The 26,406-nt window shown below is 69.8% G+C and carries 26 protein-coding genes and 1 riboswitch; of the genes, 17 read left to right on the top strand and 9 right to left on the bottom strand.

The annotated features are described in order from the left end of the window. Positions 1–31 precede the first annotated feature (31 nt). Positions 32–1,048, top strand: coding sequence for a cobalt-precorrin-6A reductase (locus ACIOJD_RS06380; protein ID WP_401908686.1), 1,017 nt, complete (start codon positions 32–34; stop codon positions 1,046–1,048). On the opposite strand, the gene ACIOJD_RS06375 is transcribed toward ACIOJD_RS06380, so the two are convergent. The 3 genes from ACIOJD_RS06375 to cobG are packed head-to-tail and all read right to left on the bottom strand — an operon-like array spanning position 943 to position 4,798. Next, positions 943–2,583, bottom strand: coding sequence for a precorrin-2 C(20)-methyltransferase (locus tag ACIOJD_RS06375; RefSeq protein WP_401908685.1), 1,641 nt, complete (start codon positions 2,581–2,583; stop codon positions 943–945). The two genes, ACIOJD_RS06380 and ACIOJD_RS06375, sit on opposite strands and share 106 nt — an antisense overlap. Next, positions 2,580–3,329: a precorrin-8X methylmutase gene (locus ACIOJD_RS06370; protein WP_401908683.1), complete on the bottom strand. Its 750-nt coding sequence runs from the start codon at positions 3,327–3,329 to the stop codon at positions 2,580–2,582. The genes ACIOJD_RS06375 and ACIOJD_RS06370 overlap by 4 nt, the downstream gene beginning before the upstream one ends. Then, positions 3,326–4,798, bottom strand: coding sequence for a precorrin-3B synthase (gene cobG / locus ACIOJD_RS06365; protein WP_401909069.1), 1,473 nt, complete (start codon positions 4,796–4,798; stop codon positions 3,326–3,328). The genes ACIOJD_RS06370 and cobG overlap by 4 nt, the downstream gene beginning before the upstream one ends. Before the next feature lie 143 nt (positions 4,799–4,941). Next, positions 4,942–5,015, top strand: a riboswitch (cobalamin riboswitch). A gap of 53 nt (positions 5,016–5,068) precedes the next feature. Here cobG and cobN point away from each other — a divergent pair. From cobN to ACIOJD_RS06350, 3 genes are all read left to right on the top strand, one after another. Then, on the top strand, positions 5,069–8,695 hold the full coding sequence (gene cobN / locus ACIOJD_RS06360) for a cobaltochelatase subunit CobN (protein WP_401908682.1): 3,627 nt from the start codon (positions 5,069–5,071) through the stop codon (positions 8,693–8,695). A gap of 444 nt (positions 8,696–9,139) precedes the next feature. Further along, a complete protein-coding gene (locus ACIOJD_RS06355) occupies positions 9,140–9,631 on the top strand; it encodes a hypothetical protein (RefSeq protein WP_401908680.1) in 492 nt (163 codons plus the stop codon). Continuing rightward, the gene (locus ACIOJD_RS06350; RefSeq protein ID WP_401908678.1) at positions 9,628–9,981 is read left to right on the top strand and encodes a hypothetical protein; all 354 of its coding nucleotides are present in this window, start codon (positions 9,628–9,630) and stop codon (positions 9,979–9,981) included. Before ACIOJD_RS06355 ends, ACIOJD_RS06350 begins: the two co-directional genes overlap by 4 nt. Positions 9,982–10,330: 349 nt before the next feature. Here the strand turns inward: ACIOJD_RS06350 and ACIOJD_RS06345 are convergent, their stop codons facing one another. Both ACIOJD_RS06345 and ACIOJD_RS06340 read right to left on the bottom strand, forming a co-directional pair. After that, on the bottom strand, positions 10,331–10,537 hold the full coding sequence (locus ACIOJD_RS06345; RefSeq protein WP_401908677.1) for a DUF397 domain-containing protein: 207 nt from the start codon (positions 10,535–10,537) through the stop codon (positions 10,331–10,333). After that, positions 10,527–11,354, bottom strand: coding sequence for a helix-turn-helix domain-containing protein (locus ACIOJD_RS06340; RefSeq protein ID WP_401890269.1), 828 nt, complete (start codon positions 11,352–11,354; stop codon positions 10,527–10,529). Before ACIOJD_RS06340 ends, ACIOJD_RS06345 begins: the two co-directional genes overlap by 11 nt. Positions 11,355–11,481: 127 nt before the next feature. On the opposite strand from ACIOJD_RS06340, the gene ACIOJD_RS06335 reads away from it, so the two are divergent. The 5 genes from ACIOJD_RS06335 to ACIOJD_RS06315 all read left to right on the top strand — a co-directional run bounded on the left by ACIOJD_RS06335 (position 11,482) and on the right by ACIOJD_RS06315 (position 13,866). Beyond that, on the top strand, positions 11,482–11,724 hold the full coding sequence (locus ACIOJD_RS06335; protein ID WP_401908675.1) for a hypothetical protein: 243 nt from the start codon (positions 11,482–11,484) through the stop codon (positions 11,722–11,724). Positions 11,725–11,992: 268 nt separating this feature from the next. Beyond that, positions 11,993–12,334 carry a hypothetical protein gene (locus ACIOJD_RS06330; protein WP_401908673.1) on the top strand — a complete coding sequence of 114 codons (342 nt, stop codon included), beginning with the start codon at positions 11,993–11,995 and terminating at the stop codon, positions 12,332–12,334. Between the two features lie 138 nt (positions 12,335–12,472). Next, on the top strand, positions 12,473–12,604 hold the full coding sequence (locus tag ACIOJD_RS06325) for a hypothetical protein (RefSeq protein ID WP_401908672.1): 132 nt from the start codon (positions 12,473–12,475) through the stop codon (positions 12,602–12,604). A gap of 68 nt (positions 12,605–12,672) precedes the next feature. Continuing rightward, positions 12,673–13,152 (top strand): hypothetical protein, encoded by a 480-nt coding sequence (locus tag ACIOJD_RS06320; protein ID WP_401908670.1) that lies wholly within the window; start codon positions 12,673–12,675, stop codon positions 13,150–13,152. 570 nt (positions 13,153–13,722) lie between these two features. After that, positions 13,723–13,866 (top strand): hypothetical protein, encoded by a 144-nt coding sequence (locus ACIOJD_RS06315; protein ID WP_401908669.1) that lies wholly within the window; start codon positions 13,723–13,725, stop codon positions 13,864–13,866. A 42-nt stretch (positions 13,867–13,908) separates the two neighbouring features. On the opposite strand, the gene ACIOJD_RS06310 is transcribed toward ACIOJD_RS06315, so the two are convergent. Together ACIOJD_RS06310 and ACIOJD_RS06305 are read right to left on the bottom strand one after the other, a co-directional pair. After that, the gene (locus tag ACIOJD_RS06310; protein WP_401908667.1) at positions 13,909–14,424 is read right to left on the bottom strand and encodes a hypothetical protein; all 516 of its coding nucleotides are present in this window, start codon (positions 14,422–14,424) and stop codon (positions 13,909–13,911) included. A gap of 174 nt (positions 14,425–14,598) precedes the next feature. Continuing rightward, on the bottom strand, positions 14,599–15,210 hold the full coding sequence (locus ACIOJD_RS06305) for a hypothetical protein (protein ID WP_401908665.1): 612 nt from the start codon (positions 15,208–15,210) through the stop codon (positions 14,599–14,601). 116 nt (positions 15,211–15,326) lie between these two features. Here ACIOJD_RS06305 and hemL point away from each other — a divergent pair, with 116 nt between their 5' ends. The 7 genes from hemL to ccsB all read left to right on the top strand — a co-directional run bounded on the left by hemL (position 15,327) and on the right by ccsB (position 23,677). Then, positions 15,327–16,658, top strand: a complete 1,332-nt coding sequence (gene hemL, locus ACIOJD_RS06300; protein ID WP_401908663.1) for a glutamate-1-semialdehyde 2,1-aminomutase — start codon at positions 15,327–15,329, stop codon at positions 16,656–16,658. Then, the gene (locus tag ACIOJD_RS06295) at positions 16,655–17,407 is read left to right on the top strand and encodes a histidine phosphatase family protein (protein WP_401908662.1); all 753 of its coding nucleotides are present in this window, start codon (positions 16,655–16,657) and stop codon (positions 17,405–17,407) included. Before hemL ends, ACIOJD_RS06295 begins: the two co-directional genes overlap by 4 nt. 442 nt (positions 17,408–17,849) lie before the next feature. Beyond that, complete coding sequence (locus tag ACIOJD_RS06290; protein ID WP_401909065.1) at positions 17,850–19,094, top strand: hypothetical protein; 1,245 nt, start codon at positions 17,850–17,852, stop codon at positions 19,092–19,094. 67 nt (positions 19,095–19,161) lie between these two features. Continuing rightward, positions 19,162–19,782, top strand: coding sequence for a TlpA family protein disulfide reductase (locus ACIOJD_RS06285; protein ID WP_401908660.1), 621 nt, complete (start codon positions 19,162–19,164; stop codon positions 19,780–19,782). Between the two features lie 31 nt (positions 19,783–19,813). Beyond that, positions 19,814–20,569: a cytochrome c biogenesis CcdA family protein gene (locus ACIOJD_RS06280; protein ID WP_401909062.1), complete on the top strand. Its 756-nt coding sequence runs from the start codon at positions 19,814–19,816 to the stop codon at positions 20,567–20,569. A gap of 4 nt (positions 20,570–20,573) precedes the next feature. Further along, positions 20,574–22,571 carry a cytochrome c biogenesis protein ResB gene (locus ACIOJD_RS06275; protein WP_401908658.1) on the top strand — a complete coding sequence of 666 codons (1,998 nt, stop codon included), beginning with the start codon at positions 20,574–20,576 and terminating at the stop codon, positions 22,569–22,571. After that, positions 22,568–23,677, top strand: coding sequence for a c-type cytochrome biogenesis protein CcsB (ccsB, locus tag ACIOJD_RS06270; RefSeq protein ID WP_401908657.1), 1,110 nt, complete (start codon positions 22,568–22,570; stop codon positions 23,675–23,677). Before ACIOJD_RS06275 ends, ccsB begins: the two co-directional genes overlap by 4 nt. Before the next feature lie 125 nt (positions 23,678–23,802). On the opposite strand, the gene ACIOJD_RS06265 is transcribed toward ccsB, so the two are convergent. Next, entirely contained in the window at positions 23,803–24,267 is a 465-nt protein-coding gene (locus tag ACIOJD_RS06265) for a nucleoside deaminase (protein WP_401909059.1), read from the bottom strand. 95 nt (positions 24,268–24,362) lie between these two features. Continuing rightward, on the bottom strand, positions 24,363–24,812 hold the full coding sequence (locus ACIOJD_RS06260) for a PLD nuclease N-terminal domain-containing protein (RefSeq protein ID WP_401908655.1): 450 nt from the start codon (positions 24,810–24,812) through the stop codon (positions 24,363–24,365). An 85-nt stretch (positions 24,813–24,897) separates the two neighbouring features. Between ACIOJD_RS06260 and ACIOJD_RS06255 the strand changes: the two genes are divergently transcribed. Next, positions 24,898–26,349 carry a menaquinone biosynthesis decarboxylase gene (locus ACIOJD_RS06255; protein WP_401908653.1) on the top strand — a complete coding sequence of 484 codons (1,452 nt, stop codon included), beginning with the start codon at positions 24,898–24,900 and terminating at the stop codon, positions 26,347–26,349. The last annotated feature ends 57 nt before the right edge of the window (positions 26,350–26,406 follow it).

The raw sequence follows: 26,406 nt of genomic DNA, 5'->3' as shown, positions 1-26,406 counted from the left end.
TGACCCGACGGATGAACCGAAGGATGACCTGATGGACGACCCCAGGTACGACCCCAGGTACGACCCGAGGTACGCGCCGGCGGTCGGCGCGAAGCGCGGCGCGAAGGACGAGCCGACGGAAGGCCCGGCGGAGGACACACCCCGGCACGTGCTGATCCTCGGCGGTACGACGGAGTCGCGCCGGCTCGCCGAGGCTCTCGCCGAACCGCTTGTCGAACCGCTCGCCGCGAGCGGGAACGAGAGCCCGCGTCCGCACGGCCGCCGCCCGCTCCGCGTCACCACGTCCCTCGCCGGACGCGTCTCCCGGCCGGTGCCGCCTCCCGGGGAGGTACGGATCGGCGGGTTCGGCGGTGCCGAGGGGCTGGAGCGCTGGCTGCGCGAGCACCGCGTGGACGCGCTCATCGACGCCACTCATCCCTTCGCCGCAACGATCAGTCGGAACGCGGCTCGTGCCGCCGCCACCGCTCATGTTCCCCTGCTGGTCCTGCGCCGTCCCTCCTGGGTCCCGGTCCCGGCCTCCGCCTCGGGGCCGGGCGACGACTGGCATGCGGTCGGGTCGTTGGAGGAGGCCGCCGAGGCGCTGTCCCGGCTGGGCGCCGGGAGAGTCTTCCTCACCACCGGGCGGATGGGCCTGGCCGCCTTCGCGCACCTCGACGGCCACTGGTTCCTCGTACGGTCCGTGGACGCGCCACAGCCGCCGTACCCCGCCCGGATGGAGACCCTGCTCGACCGGGGGCCCTTCACCCTCGACGGGGAGCGGGACCTGCTGAGCCGCCACCGCATCGAGGTCGTCGTGACCAAGGACAGCGGCGGCGCGGCCACCGCGCCCAAGCTCACCGCCGCACGCGAGGCCGGGATCCCGGTCGTGGTCGTACGGCGGCCGGCCGTGCCGGAGGGCGTGCCCGTGGTGGCCACTCCGGAGGAGGCGGTGGCCTGGCTGGCTCAGGTCTGCGGGGAGCCGAGGCTCTCCGGTACCTCGGGCGTCTCCGGTACCTCGGGCGTCTCCGGCGTCCCCGGAACCTCCCGTGCCTCTGACGTCTCCGGGTAGCGGCGCGGCGTCCAGACGATCTCCTCGCCGTCACCGTCCTCGCCTCGCCGTACCGTCACCGTCTGCGAGGACCCGATCAGCAGGATCGTCCGCATGTCGACCTGCGCCGGATCGAGATCGGCGAGACGCACGATCCGTACGCTCTGCTCCGGCCCGCCCACATCACGGCCGAGTACCACCGGGGTGTCCGGGGCGCGGTGTTCCAGGAGCAGTTCGCGGGCCTTGCCGACCTGCCAGTTGCGGCTGCGCGAGCCCGGGTTGTAGAGCGCCAGCACCAGGTCCGCCGCCGCTGCCGCGTGCAGCCGCTCGGCGATGACCTCCCACGGCTTGAGGCGGTCGGAGAGGGAGAGCACGGCGTAGTCGTGGCCGAGCGGGGCACCGGCGGCGGCAGCGGCCGCGTTGGCGGCGGTCACGCCCGGGAGCACCCGTACGGGAACGTCCCTGTACGGGGCGGCGGACGCCACCTCCAGTACGGCCGTGGCCATCGCGAAGACCCCCGGGTCGCCGCCCGAGACGACGGCCACGCGCCTGCCGCGCCGGGCCAGGTCGAGGGCGAACTCCGCGCGTTCCGACTCCACCTTGTTGTCGGAGCCGTGCCGCAACTGGCCGGGGCGGACCGGAACACGGTCCAGATAGGTGGTGTAGCCGACGAGATCCTCGGCGGCTGCCAGCGCGCCACGCGTCTCGGGGGTGAGCCACAGCGGCCCGGCCGGGCCGGTGCCCACGACCACGACCTCGCCCGTCGCCGACGGCACGGGCGTCGCGTCCACCCGGCTCGGGAGCACCGCCACCGAGAAGTACGGCACGGAGTCCGGGTCGGTGCCGGCCAGCGTGCCGGTGCGCTCGCCGCTCATCGTGGCGCGTTCGACATACCGCGCGTCCGCGAGCCGTCCGGAACGCTCGACCGCCCGCCGCACCGCCGGGAACGTACGGCCCAGCTTCATCACCACGGCCGAGTCCGTCGAGGCCAGGCGGGCCGTCAGCTCCTCCTCGGGCAGCGTGCCGGGGAGGATCGTCAGCACCTCCTCGCCCTCCACGAGCGGGGTGCCGAGCCGGGCGGCTGCGGCGCTCACGGAGGTGACGCCGGGGATGACCTCGGTCGGGTAACGGTCGGCCAGCCGCTTGTGCATGTGCATGTACGAGCCGTAGAAGAGAGGGTCGCCCTCGGCGATCACGGCGACCGTGCGCCCGGCGTCCAGATGGACGGCGAGCCGGGCGGCCGACTCCGTGTAGAACTCGTCCATCGCGCCCTGGTAGCCGCCGGGGTGATCGGTCGTCTCGGTGGTGACCGGATAGACCAGCGGCTCCTCTATGTGGTCGGGGCGCAGATGCTCGGCCGCGATGGACCTGGCTATGGACCGGCCGTGCCGGGCGCTGTGGTACGCGATCACGTCGGCCCGCGCGATGACCTGCACGGCCCGTACGGTCATCAGGGACGGGTCGCCGGGGCCGAGGCCGACTCCGTACAGCTGACCGGTGCGGCTGCTGCCATCGCCACTGTCCGTGCCGGTCGTGAGGGGGGACTGCGTGCTCATTCTTCCTCGCTCGCGATCGCGTTGATGGCCGCCGCAGCGAGGGCGCTGCCGCCGCGCCGACCCCGTACGACCAGGTGTTCCAGAGCGGCCGGGTGTCCGGCGAGCGCGTCCTTGGACTCCGCCGCGCCGATGAAGCCGACCGGCACGCCGATGACGGCCGCCGGGCGCGCGGCGCCGTCCTCGATCATCTCCAGCAGCCGGAAGAGGGCGGTCGGCGCGTTGCCGACGGCCACCACCGCGCCGTCCAGCCGGTCCCGCCACAGTTCCAGGGCGGCGGCGCTGCGCGTCGTCCCCAACTCGGCGGCGAGGGCGGGCACCGAGGGGTCGGACAGGGTGCAGACCACGTCGTTGTCCGCGGGCAGCCGTTTACGGGTGACTCCGCTGGCGACCATCGCGACATCGCACAGGATGGGCGCGCCCGCGCGCAGGGCGGCGCGCGCGTGGGCCACCACGTCGGGGGAGAAGGACAGGTCGCGTACGAGGTCGACCATGCCGCAGGCGTGGATCATCCGCACCGCGACCTGGGAGACGTCGGCGGGCAGCCCGGCGAGGTCCGCCTCGGCGCGGATCGTGGCGAAGGACTGGCGGTATATCGCCGCGCCGTCCTTCTCGTAGTCGAACCCGGTGGGCCCGGTGGGCCCGGTGGGCCCGGTGGGCCCGGTGGGCCCGGTGGGCCCGGTGGGCCCGGTGGGCCCGGTGGACCCCGTGGGCCCGGTCGGCACTGTGGACACTGTCGTCTCGCTCATCTCGTCAAGGGGGTGGTCCGTGCCGTCGCGACCGCGTCGGCGAGTTCTGGTCCGTCGGTTGTCGCGGTCCGCGTATCGGTCCTTGTGGCTGTCACCGTCGCTGTCACCGTCGCTGTCGTCACGAGAGTTCCCCGCACGGAGATCTCGTAGCTGCCTTCGCCCGTCGCGACCACATCCACCGAGCCGCCCTGGGGATGACCGCAGCGGCGGGCACAGCCCGACCAGTGGACCGGCAGTCCACCGGGAGTGTCTGTCATGGCCACGGCCCCGGCCGCGTCGGACCGTACGTCCGAGAGCGCCTTCGCGCACCCCGGCCGGCCGGTGCAGGCGCCGACGCCGTGCCAGGGGGAGTCGGGGGAGGTGATCAGCCCGGCCGCACGGAGACGGTCCAGGAGGTCATCGGCGGCGGCCGGGTCCAGGCCGGGGACGATCACGCCTCGCCACGGGGTCACCCGTAGCTCCCCTCGTTCCGTTTCGGCTGCCGCCGTCGACAGGAGTCGCCACTGCGCCGCGCTCAACCGTCCCAGCGTCGCGTACACGGACAGCGCCACCGTCCCGTCGGGGGAACGGACCAGTCCGGGAGCCGGGGGCGCGCCCTGGGGGGTAGTCGCCTCGGCCACGTACTCCGCCGCGATCCCGGCCTCCGCCAGCCTCGCGGCCACCGCCGCCTCAAGATCTTCCGGACCGGGGTCATGGTCCTGCCCGGCGGGCAGTTCCCGTACCCGCCAGGCGCCCGAGCCGCTCGCCTCCGCCACCGTGAGGAACGTCTCCGCCGCCAGCAGCGCGGCCCTCGGCGCATCTGACGAATCCAGCCGCAGCCCTGACCGATTCACCCCGATACGCAACAGGGCCGCCCCGCCCGGCCGCTCGACCGGCTGCGCGTCCCGCGCGTCCCGCCGTGCGAGCAACGTCACATCCGCGCCCAGGGCCGCGACATCGCCACGGCCGTCGTCCAGGGCGAACAGGAATCGGCCCGAGAGCGCCTTCGCGGCCTCACTCGCGCAGAGCAGTTTGTCCAGTTCGCGCGCCCACAACTGGGCGTCGACGGACGCGAGTCCGCCGATTCTGTCCAGTCCGGCCAGCGGTGACGCGACGATGTTCCGTACCCGCTCGTGCTCCTGCGAGGGCAGTAGCCCGGCGCCGTACAGCAACTCCGCGAGTACACCGCCGCACGCGTCCGCCAGCCCGCGCAGCTGGACGTTGCCCCGGGACGTGATGTCCAGATGCCCGTCGCCCAGCCGCTCCGCGGCGGACGCCAGCACCTCGGCCTGATGGTCCGTCAGAATGCCGGCGGGCAGCCGCAGTCGCGCCAGCCGGCCGTCGTCGGCGGCGTGCAGCCGCAGCGCTCCCGGACAGGCGTCGCCCCGCTCCCGTACAGGAGCCCGTACAGCGGCTCGGGCTGCTGCGCGCGCGGGAGCTTCGTCCCGGTTCACGGGTGTTGGCGAAGTGGGCGGCATGGCCGCGAGCATACCCACGTACGCCCGCGTCCCCTCGGGCCGTTCCACCGCCCCCGGGAACGTACTCCCAGGCGCCCTCCCCGCCCGTGACCAGCAGCGCCTACTATGCAGACGGCGGGCCGCGCGGCCCGTCACCGCCAGCGACGGCGTCAGGGGAGGAAGCCCGGTGAGAAGCCGGCGCGGTCCCGCCACTGTGAGCCCGGCGACAGCCCGGGTCAGCCAGAAACTCCCGCCGTCCTACCACCGCCCGGGGCGCGGACCCCGAGGAAGGCGAGACGCCGCATGCTCCTGCTCCTGTCGACGTCCGACACCGATCTGCTCAGCGCCCGCGCTGCCAACGTGGCGGGCGGCCCGGTCCCGTACCGGTTCGCCAACCCCGCCCGGCTCGCGCTCGACGAGCTGCCCGCACTGCTGGAGGGCGCCGACCTCGTCGTCGTACGTCTCCTCGGCGGGCTGCGCGCCTGGCAGGAGGGGATCGACGCACTCCTCGCCCATGGCACGCCCGTCGTCGTCCTCACCGGCGAACAGGCCCCCGACGCCCAGCTGATGGAGGCCTCGACCGTCCCCATCGGCATCGCCGCCGAGGCGCACGCCTACCTCGCCCACGGCGGACCGGCGAACCTGGACCAGCTCGCGCGCTTCCTCTCCGACACGGTCCTGCTGACCGGCCACGGCTTCGAGCCGCCCGCCGCCGCGCCGACCTGGGGCCCGCTGACCCGCGAGCCCAGGCCCGAGGTTCCCGGCGGGCCGCTGATCGCGGTGCTCTACTACCGCGCCCATCACATGAGCGGCAACACCGCCTTCGTCGGCGACCTGTGCTCCGCGATCGAGGCGGCCGGCGGCCGGGCCCTCCCGCTGTACGTGGCGTCCCTGCGCGCCCCCGAGCCCGAGCTGCTCGACGCGCTCGGCGCGGCCGACGCGCTCGTGACCACCGTCCTCGCGGCCGGTGGCACCAAGCCCGCCGCTGCCTCGGCCGGCGGCGACGACGAGTCGTGGGACGCGGGCGCGCTGGCCGCCCTGGGCGTACCGATTCTCCAGGCCCTGTGCCTGACCGGATCGCGCAGCGCCTGGGAGGAGAGCGACGAGGGCCTCTCTCCGCTGGACGCCGCCGGGCAGGTGGCGGTGCCGGAGTTCGACGGCCGTCTCATCACCGTCCCGTTCTCCTTCAAGGAGATCGACGAGGACGGTCTGCCCGCGTACGTCGCCGACCCCGAGCGGGCCGCGCGCGTCGCCGGGATCGCCGTACGGCACGCGCGTCTGCGCCACATCCCGAACCCGGACAAGCGCCTCGCCCTGGTGCTCTCCGCGTACCCCACCAAGCACTCCCGCATCGGCAACGCGGTCGGCCTGGACACCCCCGCCAGCGCGGTGGCCCTGCTGCGCCGGCTGCGCGAAGAGGGCTACGACTTCGGTACCGACGAGGTCCCCGGGCTGGAGTCCGGCGACGGCGACGAGCTGATCTACGCGCTGATCGAGGCCGGCGGCCATGACCAGGAGTGGCTGACCGAGGAGCAGCTGGCGCGCAACCCGGTCCGCATCCCGGCCGCCGACTACCGGCGGTGGTACGGACAGCTGCCCGCCGAGCTGCGCGCCTCGGTGGAGGAGCACTGGGGCCCGCCGCCCGGCGAGATGTTCCTCGACCGCAGCCGGGTCGCCTCGGGCGGGGACCCGGACGGCGACATCGTGCTCGCCGCCCTGCGGCGCGGCAATCTGCTCATCCTCATCCAGCCGCCGCGCGGCTTCGGCGAGAACCCGATCGCGATCTACCACGACCCCGATCTGCCGCCCTCGCACCACTACTTGGCCGCGTACCGCTGGATCCAGGCCACCCGCGAGGACGGCGGCTTCGGCGCCGACGCCATGATCCACCTCGGCAAGCACGGCAACCTGGAATGGCTGCCCGGCAAGAACGCCGGCCTGTCCGCCGCCTGCGCGCCCGACGCGGCGCTCGGCGATCTGCCGCTGATCTACCCGTTCCTCGTCAACGACCCCGGCGAGGGCACGCAGGCCAAGCGGCGCGTACACGCCACGCTCGTGGACCACCTCGTACCGCCGATGGCGCGCGCCGAGTCGTACGGCGACATCGCGCGCCTCGAACAGCTGCTGGACGAGTACGCGGCGATCTCCTCCATGGACCCGGCCAAACTGCCCGCGATCCGCGCCCAGATCTGGACGCTGATCCAGGCGGCGAAGCTCGACCACGACCTGGGCCTCGAAGCCCGGCCGGACGACGACGGGTTCGACGACTTCCTGCTGCACGTCGACGGCTGGCTGTGCGAGGTCAAGGACGCGCAGATCCGTGACGGGCTGCACGTCCTGGGCGGCGCGCCGACCGGTGAGGCGCGGGTCAACCTGGTCCTGGCGATCCTGCGCGCCCGGCAGATCTGGGGCGGTACGGCATCGCTGCCCGGTCTGCGCGAGGCGCTGGGGCTCGACGAGTCGGCGGCGACCCGTACGACCGCCGACGAGGCGGAGGAGCGGGCGCGCGCCCTCGTCCAGGCGATGGAGGACGCGGAGTGGGACCCGGTGGCGGTCGCCCGGGTCGCGGCCGGACATCCCCAACCGGTGCTGGACATCCTGGACTTCGCGGCGCGCGAGGTCGTACCGAGGCTGGCCGCCACGACCGACGAGATCGACCACGCGGTGCTCGGCCTGAACGGCGGGTTCGTCCCGGCCGGCCCGTCCGGGTCCCCGTTGCGCGGCCTGGTCAACGTCCTGCCGACCGGCCGCAACTTCTACTCCGTCGACCCCAAGGCCGTCCCGAGCCGCCTCGCCTGGGAGACCGGCCAGGCCCTCGCCGACTCGCTCCTGGAGCGCTACCGCACGGACAACGGCGACTGGCCGACCTCGGTGGGGCTCTCCCTGTGGGGTACGAGCGCCATGCGCACGTCGGGCGACGACATCGCGGAGGCGCTGGCGCTGCTGGGCATCCGGCCGGTCTGGGACGACGCGTCGCGCCGGGTCACCGGCCTGGAAGCCGTACCCCTGGCGGAACTTGACCGCCCCCGCATCGACGTGACCCTGCGCATCAGCGGCTTCTTCCGGGACGCCTTCCCGCACACCATCGGCCTGCTGGACGACGCCGTACGGCTCGCCGCCTCGCTGGACGAGCCCGCCGACGCGAATTACGTCCGCGCGCACGCCCAGGCCGACCTGGCCGAACACGGCGACGAACGCCGCGCCACGACCCGTATCTTCGGCTCCCGGCCCGGTACGTACGGCGCGGGCATCCTCCAGCTCATCGACAGCCGCGACTGGCGCACGGACGCGGACCTCGCCGAGGTCTACACGGTGTGGGGCGGTTACGCGTACGGCCGCGAACTCGACGGGCGCCCGGCCCGCGACGAGATGGAGACCGCGTACAAGCGCATCGCGGTGGCCGCCAAGAACACCGACACCCGCGAGCACGACATCGCGGACTCCGACGACTACTTCCAGTACCACGGCGGCATGGTCGCCACGGTGCGCGCGCTCAAGGGCACGGCCCCGGAGGCGTACATCGGCGACTCGACCCGCCCCGAGACGGTCCGTACGCGCACGCTGGTGGAGGAGACGTCCCGCGTCTTCCGCGCCCGCGTGGTCAACCCGCGCTGGATCGAGGCGATGCGCCGCCACGGCTACAAGGGCGCGTTCGAACTGGCCGCGACGGTCGACTACCTCTTCGGGTACGACGCGACGACAGGCGTGGTCGCCGACTGGATGTACGACAAACTGACGGAGACGTACGTCCTGGACCCGGAGAACCGCGAGTTCCTCCAGGAGGCCAACCCCTGGGCGCTGCACGGCATCGCGGAACGACTGCTGGAGGCGGAATCCCGGGGCATGTGGGAGAAGCCGGACCCGGCGGTGCTGGAGGCGTTGCGGAAGGTGTTCCTGGAGACCGAGGGCGAGTTGGAGGGCGAGGACTGAGGTCGTCGTCGGGGGGCGGGTTCCCGCGCGTCCGTGCCGGGTTCCCGCCCCCACTCCCGCTCTCTGTCCTGCCCGGACGGGTTGCCGTAGGCCGAATTCAGTAGGCGGGCTGGCCGCTGGAGGGGCGGCCGCTGTGGGCCAGTCGGAGGTCCGGGGGCGCGGGGCGCCGGCTGATCCGGCGACCGGTGGGACGGGGCCGGGCGGTTGGCCGGTTGGCGGTGGGGCGCAGGCGCGCGGGGGTAGTGCGGGCTTCGCGGCGGGACGGCGTCCGGCCTGGTGGGGCGGTGCACAGGTGTGCGAGCCGGGTCGGCCGAGGGGTGCAAACCGTACGGCTTGATATGAACCACGCCCAGATTCCTACCGTACGTAATCGCGCGAACCGTTCGGGTGAATGGCCGCTCCTCTGTGTAGTCGAACCATTACTTCCGGACTACCTTGAAAGTCATGACCACCCTTCCGGCAGAAGCGAACTTCTCCGAACTGATCAACAGACCGACAGCCACCGTCCACCGCATGCAGGGCAACGCCCGCAAGGGAATCCGACTCCACCGCCGCGGCGAAGAAGACCTCTACCTCACCACCGCGGCCCGCGCCGAGGAGGTGGTCCAGGTGGTCGACTCCACCACCCGCATGTTCGTCGCCCTCATGAAAGAAGACCCCCACGCCAGGGACCTGCTCACCCGGGTCTTCCCGTCGGCGTTCCCGTGGGTCAGGTTCCTCCCGCAGAAGTCCGTGCAGGAGTTCCTGGTCGAGCTGGTCGACACCGCCAAGGCCAGTACGGACCTGGGCCTGGTCGCCCCGATCGCCCAGGTCATCACCGAGTGGAAGCACACCGCGGAGATCTACGCAGACCCGGCACTGGCCGCCCAGCTGACCGGCGAAGACCTCGGCGACGACCACGGCCCGGCCCCCTTACCCCTGGCGGTCGGCGAGTGAGCTACGGCAGAAACGACCCGGTACCTCCACCGCCGGGCCCGGGGGAATTCGATGTCCGGTTCTCCTGCCGCGACGCGGCGGAGGGCTGGGAGCAACTGTGCAAGCACGCGGCCGGCAACACCCTGGTCGCATGGCAGGCGATGCGGACGAACCCCGCACCGGTCCCGCCGACGAAGCGCCACCATCAGCTGAAGGGCGCACTGGCCACAGCTGTCCGCAACGGCCGGCCGTTCCCGCAGTGGCAGATCGAGGTCACCGGGGGCGGCAGGCTCTGGTACTTGTTCGACGTGGACGCACGCACGGTGTGGCTGCGGTGCGTGTACATAGGCCACCCGAAGGCGACGGAATAGCGGGAGGCGTGCAGTGACGGACATAATCGCCCCCGCCCCGGGCTGATCGGGACCGATCTGGACTGATCCGGGCGGGGGCTTTCTGCTTCGCGGGTGCGGGTCGCGGACTCGCCCTGGAGCGGGTCGAGTTCGTCGGGTACGGATACGTTTGCCCACTCACCTTCAAGCACGGACCATCCCCGCCTGCGCGGGGAGAACTGGCCGCGCCTACGTCAATCCGCAGCAGGTGTCGGAGCACCCCCGCCTGCGCGGGGAGAACGTCGGAGTACACAGCAGCGAGGCGGCGAAGGACGGAGCACCCCCGCCTGCGCGGGGAGAACTCTTCGTGACCTGCGGTTTTCGGGGCGCTTTACTGGTACTTGACCTGCATGTTCCTGATGAACGTCGCCCATGAACGGCTGCGGAAGATCAGTGCGGGAGCTTCGGGGGCCTTGCTGTCCCGTACGGGTATGACGCCGGGGAAGTCGTCGGCGACCTCGACGCAGTCGCCGCTCTGGCCGTTGCTGTAGCTGCTCTTTCGCCATGCGGCTGCGCTCAGGTCGTAGTCATTGCTCATGCTCGAATTCCTCTGCCGCAGACTCGATCAGGGCCAGGGATCGCTCCGGCGAAAGGGCGGAGGCCCTGATCAGATCGTAGTCCAGCTCACACTGCGCCACTAGCGCCGGATCATCCAGCAGATTGCCGGTGGCGGATCCCTCTTCGTAGGCCACGGGCGGGGCGTCCCTGAAGGTCATCAGCTTGAGCAAGCCTCCTACCGACGGCGCTCCCGCCTCGAAAGGAAAGACCTGAACCAGAATCCGACGCCTGCGTACCAACTGCGCGATGTGCGTGAGCTGTTCGCGCATGACGGTCGGTCCGCCGACCTCGCGCCGTAGGACGCTCTCGTCCAGCACGACCCACAACAGCGGTTCTGTTGGGTGATCAAGGAGGTGGCCGCGCGCCAGCCGCGCGGCGACGAGTTCGTCGATCTTCTCCTCCGGCGCGACCGGCTGCGCGGCGACGAACACCGCGCGGGCGTAGGCGGCTGTCTGGAGCAGCCCGGGGACGAACATGGACGCGTACTGGCGGATGGTCAGGGCCAGGCCTTCGAGATAGGCAGCCTCGGCGAAGTAATTGGCGTACGGAGAACTCTCGATCAGCTTCTCGCACATGCGCGCGAGGTAGCCATCGGTTTCGAGTGCCGCGTCGATGCGCTCGGCCAAGTCGCCCTGCGGTTTGCGAATGGCCACCTCGAACTGGCCGATGTACGAACCGGAGCAGTACACCCGGTCGCCCAATTGCTGCTGAGTGAAACCAACGGCCTCGCGGCGGCGCTTCAGCTCGGAGCCGAAGAACTCCCAACCGATCTTCAGACGACCGAGCGCTGCGGGCATCTCACCTTTGGCCACGGGCTAACTCCCTCATTTTGCACGGCCGTTGTAACGGCTCACTCCTTCCGAGATTAGCGCCGCCGAGGCAACGATGGACACGAAAAGTCAGTACTCAATAACGGAGTGCGAGATGAATGAGTCGGACAAGAGGACGGCGAGGGCGGCGTCGCGGAAGGTGGACGCGCGGAAGGAGGCGGACGACGCGGTACGGACGCTGAAGGACGCGCTGGTCGCCGCAGGGGTTGTTCTGCCTTCGCTGCGCGCCGACCCGGCAGGCCCTGTCTGCGGAGTGGTTCTTGTCGAACTCGGCGGCGCCCGGCCCGATGTCGTACGGAAGCTCGCGGCAGTGGTCAAGAAGGGCTCGGATAAGTGACCGCCGAGGAACCCCCGGAGCCGAGTCAGGATCCGGTTCCGCCCCGCGTCCCGTCGGCTCCGCCCCCTGAACCCGGCGGCCTGGCAAAGGACATCGCGATGAATCGTATGGGCGTGGTCCTGGTTCGTACTGCCGAATACACCGTCCTCCGCCCGCTGAAAGGCGGAGCCCCCTGGGAAACGCCGTCGATGAATGTCGTGCGATTGTCGGCCCGGGAGGAATTGAGTGCGCGGCTTGCGCTCGTCAACTTGTGTCAGCGGTGGGGGAAATGACCGCCGAGGCGCACGGTTCGACCGAGTCCGGAATCGCCGTACGCGTCGAAAGCCGCCCTGAGCCCGCTCGTACGAACGACGGCAACGACTGGTTTGACGGCCGGTGCTGGCTCTGGTGCGGGCAGGAGTGGACGCGGGTGATCTGGCTCGGGCCGGTCCGGACGACCGGCGGGATCTCGGCTCCGTTCACCGCGTGCGGCGGCTGCGTACAGATCCTGCACGACGCGATCTGGGAGTACGTGATGGCCGCCGCACGCGGAGTCCAGGGTGCCGGAGCGCCGGCGTTCGGAACCGACACGCCCCACGGCCACCCGGACGAAGCGGCGGACCGCAGGTGAGTCCTGGCCGCACACAGGGCCAGGCCCGAATGACGACGCCCCACCGGCCCCAAAGCCCCCGCCCCGGCCGCCCATTCCCTGGCAGGACAGCGGCCGAAGCGGGTCCACGCACCACCCGTCGCGAAGAAGGGATGGCATGTGACCAGCATCCACGCACAGCACTGGACGGTTGTCCAGGGAGGGGACGACAACACCGACATCGAGGACAGCGACGGCGGTGGTTCCAACCCGTCCTCCGGCTGCGGTGACAACGGCGGTTGTACCGCCTGAGCACGAACGAGGGCTGTCCTGTTCCGGAAACGCGCGCAGGACAGCTCGCCCATGAAGGGGAGAGGTACGTGGCAAAAAACATGATGGGCGTCGGCAGGGTGACCGTGCTGCCGCTGCTGCACATGTGGCCGGACCGCTACATGGTGATCGCCTACACGACGACCGGCGGTTTCGGAGATACGGCCGTCATCGGCCACGTACCCGTGCCCGGAGTTCCCGAGACGGCTCTCATGGATGTCGCCGCGCGGCACCAACCGACCCGGTTGTACGGCTCGACGGGCGGCACCGGGTTCGCCGAAGCCTGCTGGCTGATCTGCGTGGGCTGGAGCGGGCGCAGCATCCCGAAGCCCGGCACGCTGGAACTTCATGACGCGGCGTGGTCCCTGGACCTGGACGGTTCCGTGGAGTTGAGCAAGACCATGTACGGGCACGACCGACTGCACGTCGGAAGCTTGACGCTGGCCGACCCGCAACTGGCACACCAGGCACGCGAAGTGATGCCGACCAAGGCCCGCGTCGGCACCCCGGCCCCCGTGGCCGCCGACTGACGCCACCCCGAGCCCTGGCTCGCGCTCCTCACGTCTGGGGCTCGCTCATCGCCTGAAGGTGCTCATCGCTACTACTCGCTGGACGCTTCGTCGCCGGACTGACGGGGTCCACCACCGGGACCAGAACCTGAGGCCACGCCTCCATGTGGAGTACCCGTTTTCCCGTCTCGCGGGCATTTCAGTACAAGGGGCCACCCCCGCGTGCGCGGGGAGAACAGGAGCCCGACGTCGTTGCGGAGAGCGAGCAGCGGGCCACCTCCGCGTGCGCGGGAGAACCCCCTTCGCGACCTGCGGTTTTCGGGGCGCTTTACTGGCACTTGAGCCATGACCAGGGTCTGGTGGAGAGCCAGGATGTCGAAAACGGCGGTAGGGCGCAGCGCGACGTCTGCTCGTTCGACACGGGCTCTATCGACAGCTGGAAGCCGGCCCTCTGACGTAACGGGGTTGTCACCACCCGCCGTGTCCGGCAACTGGGCGCGCCAGCACGACGTCTGACCTGGCAGGAAGATCTACTGTGGGGAGAATCTGATGGCGGGCGGCTGCCGCGACTGTAGGACCTGTACCAAGAGCGTGATCGGCAGGTTTGGCCTGAAGCTGGGCTACGCGATCAGCTTCACGTGGCTGATCAAGCCGCTCTTCATGCGCAACTGCCCCGAGTGCAAGCACGTCATGCGCCGTCACATGCGCCGCGCGGACGGCTCTTTCCAGGACTAGGGCCTCTCCTTTGGATCAGGGAGCGTTTCGTACGCGTACGAACTACAGGTCCAGTACGGCCCACAGCCGGCGGCCGTCCTCCGCCGTGTCGGCTCCGCAGCTCGTCGCCCCGAGCGCGGCGATACGAGGCAGTACGGCCTCCTCCGTGACGGCGAGCCCCGGCCGGTGGCTGAGGACCACTATCAACGCCCGCCGGTCCTGGTCGGCGAGGTGCAGGCTGATCCGCCTGCCGCCGTCGCCGACCGCGGTCTCGACCAGGAGCGCGACGACATCGCCGGCCGTGGCGTCCGCGTCGGTGTAGCCCCACTCACGCAGCTTGCCCACCACGTGGTCGCGGGCCCGAGCCGCCGCCCAAGGCTGTGATTCCAGCGGCCAGTTCGAACCCCGCCGGTTCGCCATCGTCACCCGCCGCCGCTGCGTCGTGGCGACGCCCGCCGTGGGGCGCGGCGGCTGCACGGGCCGCCTCGGCGGAGGCGGAGTCCGGGGCGGATAGTCCGGCTGGTGATCGTCCTGGGGATCGCTCCGGCGATTGTCCTCGGGATCCAGCGGTGACGGCATGGCGCGACTCCCGATCGACGGGGCGGACGACGGTCTCCGCCGCCCCGTCACCCATCGTAGGCCGCACGTCACGCGGACGGCACCGGTTCGGGGGCAACGACGCCCTGTGGGCCGGACCATTGACGAGACGTCAGCGCTCGAACTCGATCAGCCGCCAGGCGGACCATGACCGCGTCAGGGCCACACCAAGCAGTACGGCTGATGCCCCGCCTCGTGCAGGCGTACCGAGAAGTCCTGCCACTCGTGGAGCAGTTGGTACACGTTGAACGCGTCCCTCGGGCCGCCCCGGTCCGGGACCGTCGACCAGATGAAGGCCGCCGCGCCCACCGACTCCTCGCCGACGCCGCGCAGCGGGTCCACGACCGTCATGGGGAGCTTGACCACCGCGTAATCCGGGTGCAGCACGACCAGTTCGAGCGGCGGGACCTTGTTCAGGGGCATGCCCTGAATGCCCGTCAGGACCATCGCCGCTATCGTCTCGGGCTTGATCTTGGAGAACATGCCACCCATGCCGAGCTCGTCGCCGCCCAGCTCCTCCGGCCGCATCGAGATGGGGACGCGGGCTGCTGTCGCTCCGTCAGGCGCGCCGAAGTACTTGTAGGTCACCCCCATCGGGCCACCACTCCTGCTCTCCGGATGTGCGTCTTTTCCCGGAGGTTGCTCACGGGCCTCACCGCCCTCGCGGGCATCGCGTTCGCGGCGCTCATGTCGTCGGTGCCTGCCCCGCTGGGCACGTTCGGGACCCAGGTCGTCCGTCCCCTCGCCCAGTCCGCCACCGCGATGCATATCTCCACCCGACCACTCGCAGCCGTGGCCGCGCAACCCGATCATCGTGACAGTGACCTCCCCCACGAACGGCCGGTGAAACACCTGTCCGCAAGAACGTCCGAGCCTCTGACACCATGGATTCCGTGAGCTTCCCCTATGACGCACCAGTTTCGCAGACGCTTTTCGACCGTGCGGCCCTTGTGACCCCCGGCGGCGTGAACTCTCCCGTGCGTGCCTTCCACGCGGTGGGCGGTACGCCCCGGTTCATGGTGTCCGGTAACGGTCCATACCTCATCGATGTGGACGGTCGCGAATATGTCGACCTCGTATGTTCCTGGGGGCCGATGATCCTCGGTCATTCGCACCCCGAGGTCATCGAAGCCGTCCAGGCCGCGGTCGCTCGCGGTACGTCCTTCGGTACGCCGGGTGAGGGCGAGGTCGCGCTCGCCGAGGAGATCGTGGCGCGGATCGCGCCCGTCGAGCAGGTACGGCTCGTGTCGTCCGGTACCGAGGCGACCATGTCGGCGATCCGGCTCGCCCGCGGATTCACCGGGCGCGCCAAGGTCGTGAAGTTCGCCGGCTGCTACCACGGGCATGTCGACGCGCTGCTCGCCGCGGCGGGTTCCGGTGTCGCGACCTTCGGGCTGCCGGACACCCCGGGCGTGACCGGCGCGCAGGCCGGCGACACGATCGTCCTGCCGTACAACGACCTCGACGCCGTACGCCAGGCCTTCGCCGCGCACCCCGGCGAGATCGCCTGCGTGATCACCGAGGCGTCGCCCGGCAACATGGGCGTCGTACCGCCGCGTGACGGCTTCAACGCCGGGCTCAAGGAGATCTGCGCCGCCGACGGCGCGCTGTACGTCTCCGACGAGGTGATGACCGGATTCCGTACGTCGAAGGCCGGGTGGTTCGGCATCGACGGCGTCGTGCCCGACCTGATGACCTTCGGCAAGGTCATGGGCGGTGGCTTCCCGGCCGCCGCGTTCGGCGGCCGGGCCGACATCATGGGGCGGCTCGCTCCGGCGGGGCCCGTCTACCAGGCGGGCACGCTCTCCGGGAACCCGGTCGCCACCGCCGCGGGCCTCGCGCAGCTGCGGCTGCTCGGCGACGCGGAGTACGAGAAGATCGACGCCGTCTCGAAGCAGATCCAGGCGCTGGTGACGGAGGCGCTCAGCAAGGAGGGCATCGCCCATCGCGTGCAGACGGCGAGCAACATGTTCTCCGTCTTCTTCACGGCCGACGAGGTCCGCGACTACGAGGACGCCAAGAAGCAGCAGTCCTTCCGCTTCACCCCGTTCTTCCACTCGATGCTCGCCGACGGCGTCTATCTGCCGCCGTCCTCCTTCGAGTCGTGGTTCGTCTCCACTGCCCACGACGAGCGCGCGGTGGAGCGGATCGCCGCCGCGCTGCCCGCCGCCGCCCGTGCCGCCGCCGAGGCCACCGAGCCGGGGAGCGCCGCATGAGCGAGGAGCGGGAGCAGGAGCGGCCCGAGGAGTTCCGGGAGCAGGAGCAGGAGCAGGAGCAGGAGCAGGACGGGCGGGGTGACATCACCGTCGTCCATCTCGTACGTCACGGCGAGGTCCACAACCCCGACGGCGTCCTCTACGGGCGTCGCCCCGGCTACCACCTCTCCGAGCTGGGGCGGCAGATGGCCGACCGGGTAGCCGAGCACCTCGCGAGCCGTGACATCACCCATGTCGTCTCCTCCCCGCTGGAGCGCGCCCAGGAGACCGCGGCCCCCATCGCGACGTCCCACGGCCTGAGCCTCGGCACCGACGTCCGGCTGATCGAGGCCGCCAACGTCTTCGAGGGCAAGACCTTCGGTGTCGGCGACGGCGCGATGCGGCAGCCCGCCAACTGGAAACACCTGACCAACCCGTTCCGGCCGTCGTGGGGCGAGCCGTACGTCGATCAGGTCGTACGGATGATGGGCGCCCTGACCTCGGCGCGCGACGCGGCCCGTGGGCACGAAGCGGTCTGTGTCAGCCACCAGTTGCCGATCTGGATCGTGCGGAGTTTCGTCGAACGGCGCCGGCTCTGGCACGACCCGCGCCGTCGCCAGTGCACGCTCGCGTCCCTGACGAGTTTCACCTATCAGGGCGACAGGATTGTCTCCGTCGGCTACTCCGAACCCGCCCGCGATCTTGTCCCCGCCCATCTCCTCGCCGGGGCCAAGCCGGTGAAGGGCGGAGCCAAGGCATTCGGCGCTTGAAGGGGCACGTGAAGTTCAGGCGTGACGAATAGAACACGAGGGGTTACGCGTGCGCTGGACGCGTACCTGTTACGCGTGGGCTGAACGCTTACGCGTAACAGGTAACACGTAAGCGGAACACGTGACACGTACGCGTAACACGTACGCGTAACACGCGATGCGTAATGGGTGACCGGTGCCGGTCCGCCGTTCCGGTATTGCCGCCGGTATTCGTCACAGCACGCATCCGCGCCACTACCGTCCACCCCGCCGCCACCGTCCCGCCGAGCCGCTGCCGTCCCGCATTCGACGAGTTCCGTAACTCCTTCCGTCACAGCTCTTGTTACACGGGCAAAATATGGGAATTCCTGGAACCCCGCCGCCCCGCACACCCTCTCCACTGCTGCCGCTTGTAAGACTTGTGTGAGTGGCATCTGAACGTACGAGCGGGGATGGGAACGGTATGCGCGACATCAGCAGAAGGGGTCTGCTCGGAGCCGGAATTGGGGCCGCCGCCACGATGGGACTCGCGGCGTGCGGTTCCATCGGTGGCAGTGGGGCGGGACAGCCGGACGCGGGCAAGGGCACCGGTGACGGCGGAAGCGGGACCGGCGCTTCCGGCAAGCGGGGCCGGCTCATCGGGGACGGCTCCACCTCCGACACCGGAAAGCAGCCGCACCAGCCCTCCAAGCCCGTCCCCCTCGAACCGGGGGAGACCCCGCCGCAGTTCGTGATCTTCTCCTGGGACGGGGCGGGCGAGGTCGGCAACGGCCTTTTCCCCCGCTTCCTCGACCTCGCCGAGGACCACGGCGCGGCGATGACCTTCTTCCTCTCCGGGATCTATCTGCTGCCCGAGTCGAAGAGGACGATGTACCGCCCGCCGAACAACCCCGTCGGCGCCTCCGACATCGGCTATCTCACCGACGAGCACATCAAGGACACGCTGGAGAACGTCCGCCGGGCATGGCTCGACGGCCATGAGATAGGCACGCACTTCAACGGCCACTTCTGTGCCGGCTCCGGTTCGGTGGGGAACTGGACTCCGGAACAGTGGCGCAGCGAGATCGACCAGGCCGTGTCCTTCGTCACCGAGTGGCGTACGAACACCGGCTGGAAGGACCTCGATCCGCTGCCCTTCGACTACCGCAAGGAACTCGTCGGCGGCCGGGCCCCCTGTCTGCTCGGCCAGGAGAATCTGCTGCCGACGGCGAAGAAGCTCGGCTGGCGTTACGACGCCAGTTCTCCGGGCGGCCTCCAGCAGTGGCCGGACAAGTCGCAGGACATCTGGAACTTCCCGCTCCAGGCGGTCCCGTTCCCCGGGCACAGTTTCGAAGTCCTCTCCATGGACTACAACATCCTCGCCAATCAGTCGAATAATTCGACCAAGGGAATGCCCTCGCGTTATCCGGGCTGGCGCAAGCAGGCCACCGAGGCCTATCTCGCCGGTTTCAACCGGGCGTACGAAACGAATCGCGCGCCGTTCTACATAGGCAACCACTTCGAGGAGTGGAACGGCGGAATATACATGGACGCCGTCGAAGAGGCGCTCAAGGGAATGGCGGGGAAGAAGGACGTACGGCTCGTGTCGTTCCGCCAGTTCGCCGACTGGCTCGACGTACAGGACCCGGCCGTACTCGCCAAGCTCCGTACGCTGGACGTCGGACAGGCCCCGGCCGGCGGTTGGAACGCATTCCTTAATCCGTCTTGACAAGGGGCTTAACGGGCAGCCAGGGGGGTGCCCAAGATCCCCGAATCGCCCATGCGAAACTTTTCACATGAACTCAGGCCGAGCCCCCCGACGCCGTTCCGGCCGTCGACTTCGGGCCATCCTGCCGGTCTCGGTCGTCGTCGCGGCGCTGACACTCTCGGCGTGCAGCGGCGGCGGCAAGTCCGGCGGTGGTGGTGACACCAATTTCGTGACGAACACCGGAGGCATCTCCACCGTCGCGAAGGCCGACCGCAAGGCGGTGAACGAGGTCGCGGGCGAGACCCTCGAAGGCGAGAAGCTCGATGTGGCCGACCTCAAGGGCAAGGTCGTCGTGCTGAATGTCTGGGGCTCGTGGTGCCCGCCCTGCCGCGCCGAGGCCCCGCACTTCGCCAAGGTCGCCAAGGACACCGAGGACAAGGGCGTGGCGTTCGTCGGGATCAACACCCGCGACGCCAACAAGGGTCCGGCCCTCGCGTTCGAGAAGGACTACGACGTCCGCTACCCGAGCCTCTACGACCCCACGGGCAAGCTCATCGTCCACGGGTTTCCCCGGGGCAGTCTCAACCCGCAGTCCATCCCGTCCACGATCGTGCTCGACCGGGACGGGAAGATCGCGGCCCGCTCGCTGATGGCGCTCGACGAGACGAAGCTGCGCAAGATGATCGACCCGCTGATCGCGGAGAAGTGATCCTGTGCTGGTTCTCGCCGAGGCCTCCGGCATGGTCGTGAGTTCAGGCACGTTCGACACCGTCCACAACGGAGCGCTGGCGCTCGCGCTGCCCATCGCGCTGCTGGGCGGGCTCGTCTCCTTCTTCTCCCCGTGCGTGCTGCCGCTCGTGCCCGGCTACCTCTCGTACGTGACCGGCGTCAGCGGCGCCGATCTGGCGGACGCCAGACGGGGCCGGATGGTCGGCGGCGCGACACTCTTCGTCCTCGGATTCACCGCGGTCTTCGTCTCGGGCGGGGCGCTCTTCGGCTTCTTCGGATCGAGGCTCCAGGAGCACCGGGAGATCCTCACCACGGTGCTCGGCGTCCTGATGATCCTCATGGGTGTGTTCTTCATGGGGCTGATGCCCTGGCTCACCCAGCGCGAATTCCGTTTCCACAAGCGCCCGGTGGCCGGCCTCGCGGGCGCCCCCGTGCTCGGCGCGCTCTTCGGGATCGGCTGGACGCCCTGCCTCGGCCCGACGATCTCCGCCGTGAACGCACTGGCGATCGAGCAGGCCAGCGCCGGCCGAGGGGCCATACTGACCGTCGCGTACTGCCTCGGCCTCGGCATCCCCTTTGTGATCGCGGCGGTGGCCTTCCGCAAGGCGCTGGGCGCCTTCGGCTGGGTCAAGCGCCACTACATGTGGGTGATGCGGATCGGCGGCGGGATGATGATCGTGACCGGGCTGCTGCTGCTGACCGGTGCGTGGGACGGCATCGTGCAGCAGATGCAGGGCTGGTCCAACAGCTTCACGGTGGGGATTTAGTTCCATGAGCAAGGCAGACAGCAACCGCACGACCGGGACCGACGGTACGACTGAGATCGACGGTACGACCGGGACCGACGGTACGACCGGGACCGACGGTACGACCGGGACCGACGGTACGACCGGGACCGACGGTACGACCGGGACCGACGGTACAACTGGGATCGACCGCGCGACCGGGACCGACCGCGCGACCGGGATCGACGGTACGGGCGAGGCCAGTGGCACGGAGGAGGCCACCGGTACCGACGAGGCCACCCGTACACCTCTGGTCCCCGAGGCCCGGGACGCCCACGCCCACAGCCAGGCGGCGTCGGACTCGCGTGAGGCCCGCGAACTCGGCGACGCCGGATCCCAGCTCTCCACCGCCCCCCGCGAGGAGCGCGAGGACACCGTCATCGGCGGCCCCACGCTCTCGATCGTCGGCTGGGCGCGCTGGTTCTGGCGGCAGCTCACCTCCATGCGCGTCGCGCTGATCCTGCTCTTCCTGCTCTCCCTCGGCTCCATCCCCGGCTCGTTGATCCCGCAGGCCAACGTCGACGAGCTCAAGGTGCAGGAGTTCAAGGACCGGCACGAGACGCTCGCCCCGGTCTACGACAAGCTCCAGCTCTTCCACGTCTACAGCTCGGTGTGGTTCTCCGCGATCTACATCCTGCTGTTCATCTCGCTCATCGGCTGCATCGTCCCGCGCACCTGGCAGTTCGTCGGCCAGCTGCGCGGCCGCCCGCCGGCCGCGCCCAAGCGGCTCAACCGGCTTCCCGCGTACACCACCTGGCGTACCACCGCCGCGCCCGAGGCCGCCCGTGAGGCCGCGCTCGCGATTCTGAGGAAGCGCCGCTTCCGCGCCCACACCGCCGGTGACGCGGTCGCGGCGGAGAAGGGTTACCTCCGCGAGGCCGGCAACCTGATGTTCCACGTCTCGCTGATCGTGCTGCTGGTGGCCTTCGCCAGCGGGGTGCTGTTCAAGTCCGAGGGCGGCAAGCTGATCGTCGAGGGCGACGGCTTCTCCAACACCCTCACCCAGTACGACGACTTCAAGTCCGGATCGCTCTTCGACACGAACGACCTCGCGCCGTTCAGCTTCACCCTGGACAAGTTCACCGGTACGTACGCGCGAAGCGGGCCGCAGCTCGGCACCCCCCGTACATTCAAGGCGGACGTCCGCTACACCACCGAGGCCGGGAGCACGGAACGCAAGGCGGACATCGAGGTCAACAAGCCGCTGGACGTCGACGGTTCGAAGGTCTACCTGATCTCGCACGGGTACGCCCCCGTCGTCACCGTCCGGGACGGCAAGGGCAAGGAGGTCTTCACGGGCGCGGTCCCGCTGCTGCCCATCGACAACAACGTCTCGTCCACCGGCGCCATCAAGGTGATGGACGGCTACCGGGACAAGAACGGCAAGAAGGACCAGCTCGGCTTCGCCGCGTTCTTCGTGCCGACGTACGGCGGCAAGGGCTCGGGGCAGATGTTCTCGCGGTTCCCCGCGCTGGACTTCCCGGTGCTCAACGTGGGCGCGTACCACGGCAGTCTGGGGGTCGACTCGGGTCTGCCGCAGAACGTGTACCAGCTGAACACCGACAAGATGAAGGCCTTCAAGGACTCCAAGGGCAACGTCCTGAAGAAGACGCTGCTCCCCGGCGACAAGCTCACGCTGCCCGACGGCGCCGGCTCGATCACCTTCGAGAAGGGCGTCAAGGAGTGGGCGAGCTTCCAGATCACGCACCAGCCCGGTGACGGCTGGGCCCTGGGCGGCGCGATCGCCGCCATCGCGGGGCTGGCCGGTTCGCTCTTCATCCAGCGGCGCCGGGTCTGGGTCCGGGCCGTGCGGGGCGCCGACGGCGTCACCGTCGTAGAGATGGCGGGACTCGGCCGCAGCGAGTCCGCCAAGCTCCCCGAGGAACTGGCCGAGCTGGCCGGCACCCTCCATTCAGAGGCGCCCACGGCGCCTGATCCCGCGGATGATTCCGCAGTAGAGACTGTCGAAGGGGCTGAGAAGTGAATCTCGCCGCCGCCGCAACCGCTGCCGCCGCCACCAACGAGAGCCTGGCACAGACCAGCAATGTGCTGATCTATTCGTCCATGGCCGTCTACATGCTGGCCTTCTTCGCGCATATCGCCGAGTGGCTGTTCGGAAGCCGCAGCAAGGTCGCCCGTACCGCCGCCGCGCTGACCGCCGACGGCACACAGACCACGGCCGCCGCGGACCAGGCGAAGATCAAGGTCGAGCAGAAGGGCGGCACGGCCGTCCTGGAACGGCCGAAGATCATCACCCGTTCCGCGTCCGGCACCCGCGACCTCCCGGACGGCCCCGGCGCGCACGGCGGCGACGAACAGGGCGATCTCTACGGCCGGATCGCCGTCTCCCTCACGGTCCTGGCCTGGGCCGTCGAGGCCGCCGGTGTGGTCACCCGCGCGCTGTCCGTCCAGCGGGCGCCGTGGGGCAACATGTACGAATTCAACATCACGTTCACCACCGTGGCGGTCGGTCTCTACCTTGCGCTGCTCACGCTGAAGAAGAACGTGCGCTGGATCGGGCTGCCGCTCGTCACCACCGTCCTGCTGGACCTCGGGCTCGCGGTCACCGTCCTGTACACCGCCAGCGACCAGCTGGTCCCGGCGCTGCACTCGTACTGGCTCTGGATCCATGTCTCCACCGCGATCTTCTGCGGCGCGGTCTTCTACGTCGGCGCGGTCTCCACGCTGCTCTACCTCTTCCGTGAGCGGTACGAGACGAAGCTGATCCAGGGCGTCAGGCCCGGCACCTTCGCCACCTCCGTCATGGAGCGGCTGCCCGCCTCGGCGACGCTCGACAAGTTCGCGTACCGCGTCAACGCGGCGGTCTTCCCGCTCTGGACGTTCACGATCATCGCGGGCGCGATCTGGGCGGGCGACGCGTGGGGCCGCTACTGGGGCTGGGACCCGAAGGAAGTCTGGTCCTTCATCACCTGGGTCGCGTACGCCGCCTACCTGCACGCCCGCGCCACCGCCGGGTGGAAGGGCCGCAAGGCCGCGTATCTGGCGCTGATCGCCTTCGGCTGCTGGCTGTTCAACTACTACGGCGTGAACATCTTCGTCACCGGCAAGCATTCGTACGCCGGGGTATAGGCCCGCGCACAGCCGCGCACGCGATGCATGAACGGCATGTACGCGTGCATCCCTTACATAAAGAGATGCCCCGCGGGGGGTTGACTCCCGCGGGGCATCGCTGTATTCGCCGGTAGGGACGCGCGTCAGTCCTGACCGATGTCCTGGCCGATGTCCTCGTACCAGAGCTCCGGACGGTCCCTGATGAAGGCGCGCATCAGGTCCGTACATTCCGGGTCGTTGACCAGGACGACCTCCACGCCGTGCTCCGCCAGCCAGTCATGACCGCCGTGGAAGGTCACCGCCTCACCGATCACCACCCGCGAGATCCCGAACTGCCGGACCAGGCCGCTGCAGTACCAGCACGGCGAGAGCGTCGTCACCATCGTCGTGCCCCGGTACGAGCGCTGCCGGCCGGCAGCGCGGAAGGCGGTCGTCTCGGCGTGCAGGGACGGATCGCCGTCCTGCACACGGCGGTTGTGGCCGCGGCCGAGGAGCGTCCCGTCCGGGCCGTACAGCGCGGCGCCGATCGGGATTCCGCCCTCGGCCAGTCCGGTCCGCGCCTCGGTGACGGCGGTCGCGAGCCATTCCCGTACGCGCGCGATGTCCATGTCCGTCATGTCCCGGTGGTGTTCACGGCCGTCATGTCCCGGCTCTCGGTGGTGTGCTCTCGGTGGTGTTCATGGCCGTCATGTCCCGGCGGCCCTCAGGGCTTCGGCGGTGTGTCGTCCGCGCTGCCGCTGCCGCCGCCGTTCTCACGGCGCTCGATCTCCTCCTCGCGGCGGCGCAGATCGGCTTCCCACCGCTCCAGGTGCGCGGCGGCCTCCGGGTCGTCCTGCTCCGGTTCGGGTACCTCGCCGCTCTTCCTTCCGTCCTCGCTCCCCTTGCTCCCCTTGCTCCCCTTCTCGTCCTTCAGGGAGTTGAGGAATTCCGGGTTGTCGTCGGGCGCGACCCAGCCGCCGCGCCGCGCCGCGGGCGTACGGGTCCGGCCCACGATCAGCCACGAGATCGAGCCGACCAGCGGGAACAGCAGCACCAGAATCGCCCAGAGAGGCTTGGGCAGGAAGCGGATCTCCTTCTCATCGGTGGAGATGCAGTCGATGAAGGCATAGATGCTGAGAGCCAACGGCACCAGAAACATCAGCACCCGAAGCATGGAGGTCCCCCTGTGATGGAGATCGAGACCGGATGAGCGGCCCCCGTGACAGGTCCAGGGTACCGAGTACCGGATACTGGGACGCATGGCTTACGACGATCTTCGCTCGCTGCTCCGGGCCCTGGAGCGTGAGGGTGACCTCAAGCGCATCAAGGCCGAAGTCGACCCGTACCTGGAGGTCGGGGAGATCGTCGACCGGGTGAACAAGGCCGGCGGGCCCGCGCTGCTCTTCGAGAATGTCCGCGGCTCCTCGATGCCCCTGGCGATGAACGTGTTCGGCACCGACCGGCGGCTGCTCAAGGCGCTCGGGCTCTCGTCGTACACGGACATCAGCGACAAGATCGGCGGACTGCTCAAGCCCGAGCTGCCGCAGGGCTTCGTCGGTGTGCGCGAGGCGTTCGGCAAGCTCGGTTCGATGGTCCACGTGCCGCCGAAGAAGATCAAGGACGCGCCGGTCCAGGAGACCGTCCTGATGGGCGACGACGTGGATCTGGACCAGCTGCCCGCGCTGTTCACCTGGCCGCAGGACGGCGGGTCGTTCTTCAACCTCGGTCTGACGCACACCAAGCACCCGGAGACCGGCGTCCGCAATCTCGGGCTCTACCGGCTCCAGCGCCACGACCGGCGCACCATCGGGATGCACTGGCAGATCCACAAGGACAGCCGCAACCACTACCAGGTGGCGGCCAAGCGCGGGGAGCGGCTGCCCGTCGCGATCGCGTTCGGCTGTCCGCCCGCCGTCACATACGCCTCCACCGCGCCGCTGCCCGGTGACATCGACGAGTACCTCTTCGCGGGCTTCGTGCAGGGCCGGCGGATCGAGATGGTCGACTGCAAGACGGTGCCGCTCCAGGTGCCGGCGAACGCCGAGGTCGTCATCGAGGGATGGCTGGAGCCCGGAAAGACGCTGCCCGAGGGCCCGTTCGGGGACCACACCGGTTTCTACACACCGCAGGAGCCGTTCCCGGCGCTCACCATCGACTGTGTGACGACGCGCAAGCGGCCGCTGCTCCAGTCCATCGTGGTCGGCCGTCCGCCGACGGAGGACGGCCCGCTGGGACGGGCGACGGAACGCTTCTTCCTGCCGTTGCTGAAGATCATCGTGCCGGACATCGTGGACTACCACCTGCCGGAATCGGGCGGTTTCCACAACTGTGCGATCGTCTCGATCGACAAGAAGTACCCCAAGCACGCGCAGAAGGTGATGCACGCGATCTGGGGCGCGCACATGATGTCGCTGACCAAGCTGATCGTGATCGTCGACGCGGACTGCGATGTCCACGATCTGCACGAGGTGTCCTGGCGGGCGCTGGGCAACACCGACTACGCGCGCGATCTCACCGTGGTCGAGGGGCCGGTCGACCACCTCGACCACGCCTCCTACCAGCAGTTCTGGGGCGGCAAGGCGGGGATCGACGCGACGAGGAAACTCCCCGAGGAGGGATACACCCGGGACGGTGGCTGGCCGGAGATGGTCGAGTCCGACCCGGAGATCGCCGATCGGGTGACGAAGCGCTGGAAGGAGTACGGGCTGTGAATCACGCGCCCATCATGAGGACGAGCGGGGCGGGGACGGGTACTCCCCGCGCCTGCG

This window comes from Streptomyces sp. NPDC088116, from assembly GCF_044741745.1.
In the GTDB taxonomy this organism is placed as follows: domain Bacteria; phylum Actinomycetota; class Actinomycetes; order Streptomycetales; family Streptomycetaceae; genus Streptomyces.
The sequence above is the reverse complement of the archived record's forward strand: the minus strand, read 5'-3'. Positions and strand labels throughout refer to the sequence as shown.

Coding starts and splice junctions, on each gene's coding strand:
- ACIOJD_RS06290 (WP_401909065.1), top strand. CDS start 17,850: ATGCGCGACATCAGCAGAAGGGGTCTGCTCGGAGCCGGAATTGGGGCC.
- ACIOJD_RS06375 (WP_401908685.1), bottom strand. CDS start 2,583: ATGAGCACGCAGTCCCCCCTCACGACCGGCACGGACAGTGGCGATGGC.
- ACIOJD_RS06305 (WP_401908665.1), bottom strand. CDS start 15,210: ATGCATCGCGGTGGCGGACTGGGCGAGGGGACGGACGACCTGGGTCCC.
- ACIOJD_RS06310 (WP_401908667.1), bottom strand. CDS start 14,424: ATGCCGTCACCGCTGGATCCCGAGGACAATCGCCGGAGCGATCCCCAG.
- ACIOJD_RS06340 (WP_401890269.1), bottom strand. CDS start 11,354: ATGCCCGCAGCGCTCGGTCGTCTGAAGATCGGTTGGGAGTTCTTCGGC.
- ACIOJD_RS06330 (WP_401908673.1), top strand. CDS start 11,993: ATGACCGCCGAGGCGCACGGTTCGACCGAGTCCGGAATCGCCGTACGC.
- ACIOJD_RS06335 (WP_401908675.1), top strand. CDS start 11,482: ATGAATGAGTCGGACAAGAGGACGGCGAGGGCGGCGTCGCGGAAGGTG.
- ACIOJD_RS06275 (WP_401908658.1), top strand. CDS start 20,574: ATGAGCAAGGCAGACAGCAACCGCACGACCGGGACCGACGGTACGACT.
- cobN (WP_401908682.1), top strand. CDS start 5,069: ATGCTCCTGCTCCTGTCGACGTCCGACACCGATCTGCTCAGCGCCCGC.
- ACIOJD_RS06280 (WP_401909062.1), top strand. CDS start 19,814: ATGGTCGTGAGTTCAGGCACGTTCGACACCGTCCACAACGGAGCGCTG.
- ACIOJD_RS06355 (WP_401908680.1), top strand. CDS start 9,140: ATGACCACCCTTCCGGCAGAAGCGAACTTCTCCGAACTGATCAACAGA.
- ACIOJD_RS06295 (WP_401908662.1), top strand. CDS start 16,655: ATGAGCGAGGAGCGGGAGCAGGAGCGGCCCGAGGAGTTCCGGGAGCAG.
- cobG (WP_401909069.1), bottom strand. CDS start 4,798: ATGCTCGCGGCCATGCCGCCCACTTCGCCAACACCCGTGAACCGGGAC.
- ACIOJD_RS06380 (WP_401908686.1), top strand. CDS start 32: ATGGACGACCCCAGGTACGACCCCAGGTACGACCCGAGGTACGCGCCG.
- ACIOJD_RS06265 (WP_401909059.1), bottom strand. CDS start 24,267: ATGGACATCGCGCGCGTACGGGAATGGCTCGCGACCGCCGTCACCGAG.
- ACIOJD_RS06255 (WP_401908653.1), top strand. CDS start 24,898: ATGGCTTACGACGATCTTCGCTCGCTGCTCCGGGCCCTGGAGCGTGAG.
- ACIOJD_RS06370 (WP_401908683.1), bottom strand. CDS start 3,329: ATGAGCGAGACGACAGTGTCCACAGTGCCGACCGGGCCCACGGGGTCC.
- ACIOJD_RS06285 (WP_401908660.1), top strand. CDS start 19,162: ATGAACTCAGGCCGAGCCCCCCGACGCCGTTCCGGCCGTCGACTTCGG.
- ACIOJD_RS06260 (WP_401908655.1), bottom strand. CDS start 24,812: ATGCTTCGGGTGCTGATGTTTCTGGTGCCGTTGGCTCTCAGCATCTAT.
- hemL (WP_401908663.1), top strand. CDS start 15,327: ATGGATTCCGTGAGCTTCCCCTATGACGCACCAGTTTCGCAGACGCTT.
- ACIOJD_RS06345 (WP_401908677.1), bottom strand. CDS start 10,537: ATGAGCAATGACTACGACCTGAGCGCAGCCGCATGGCGAAAGAGCAGC.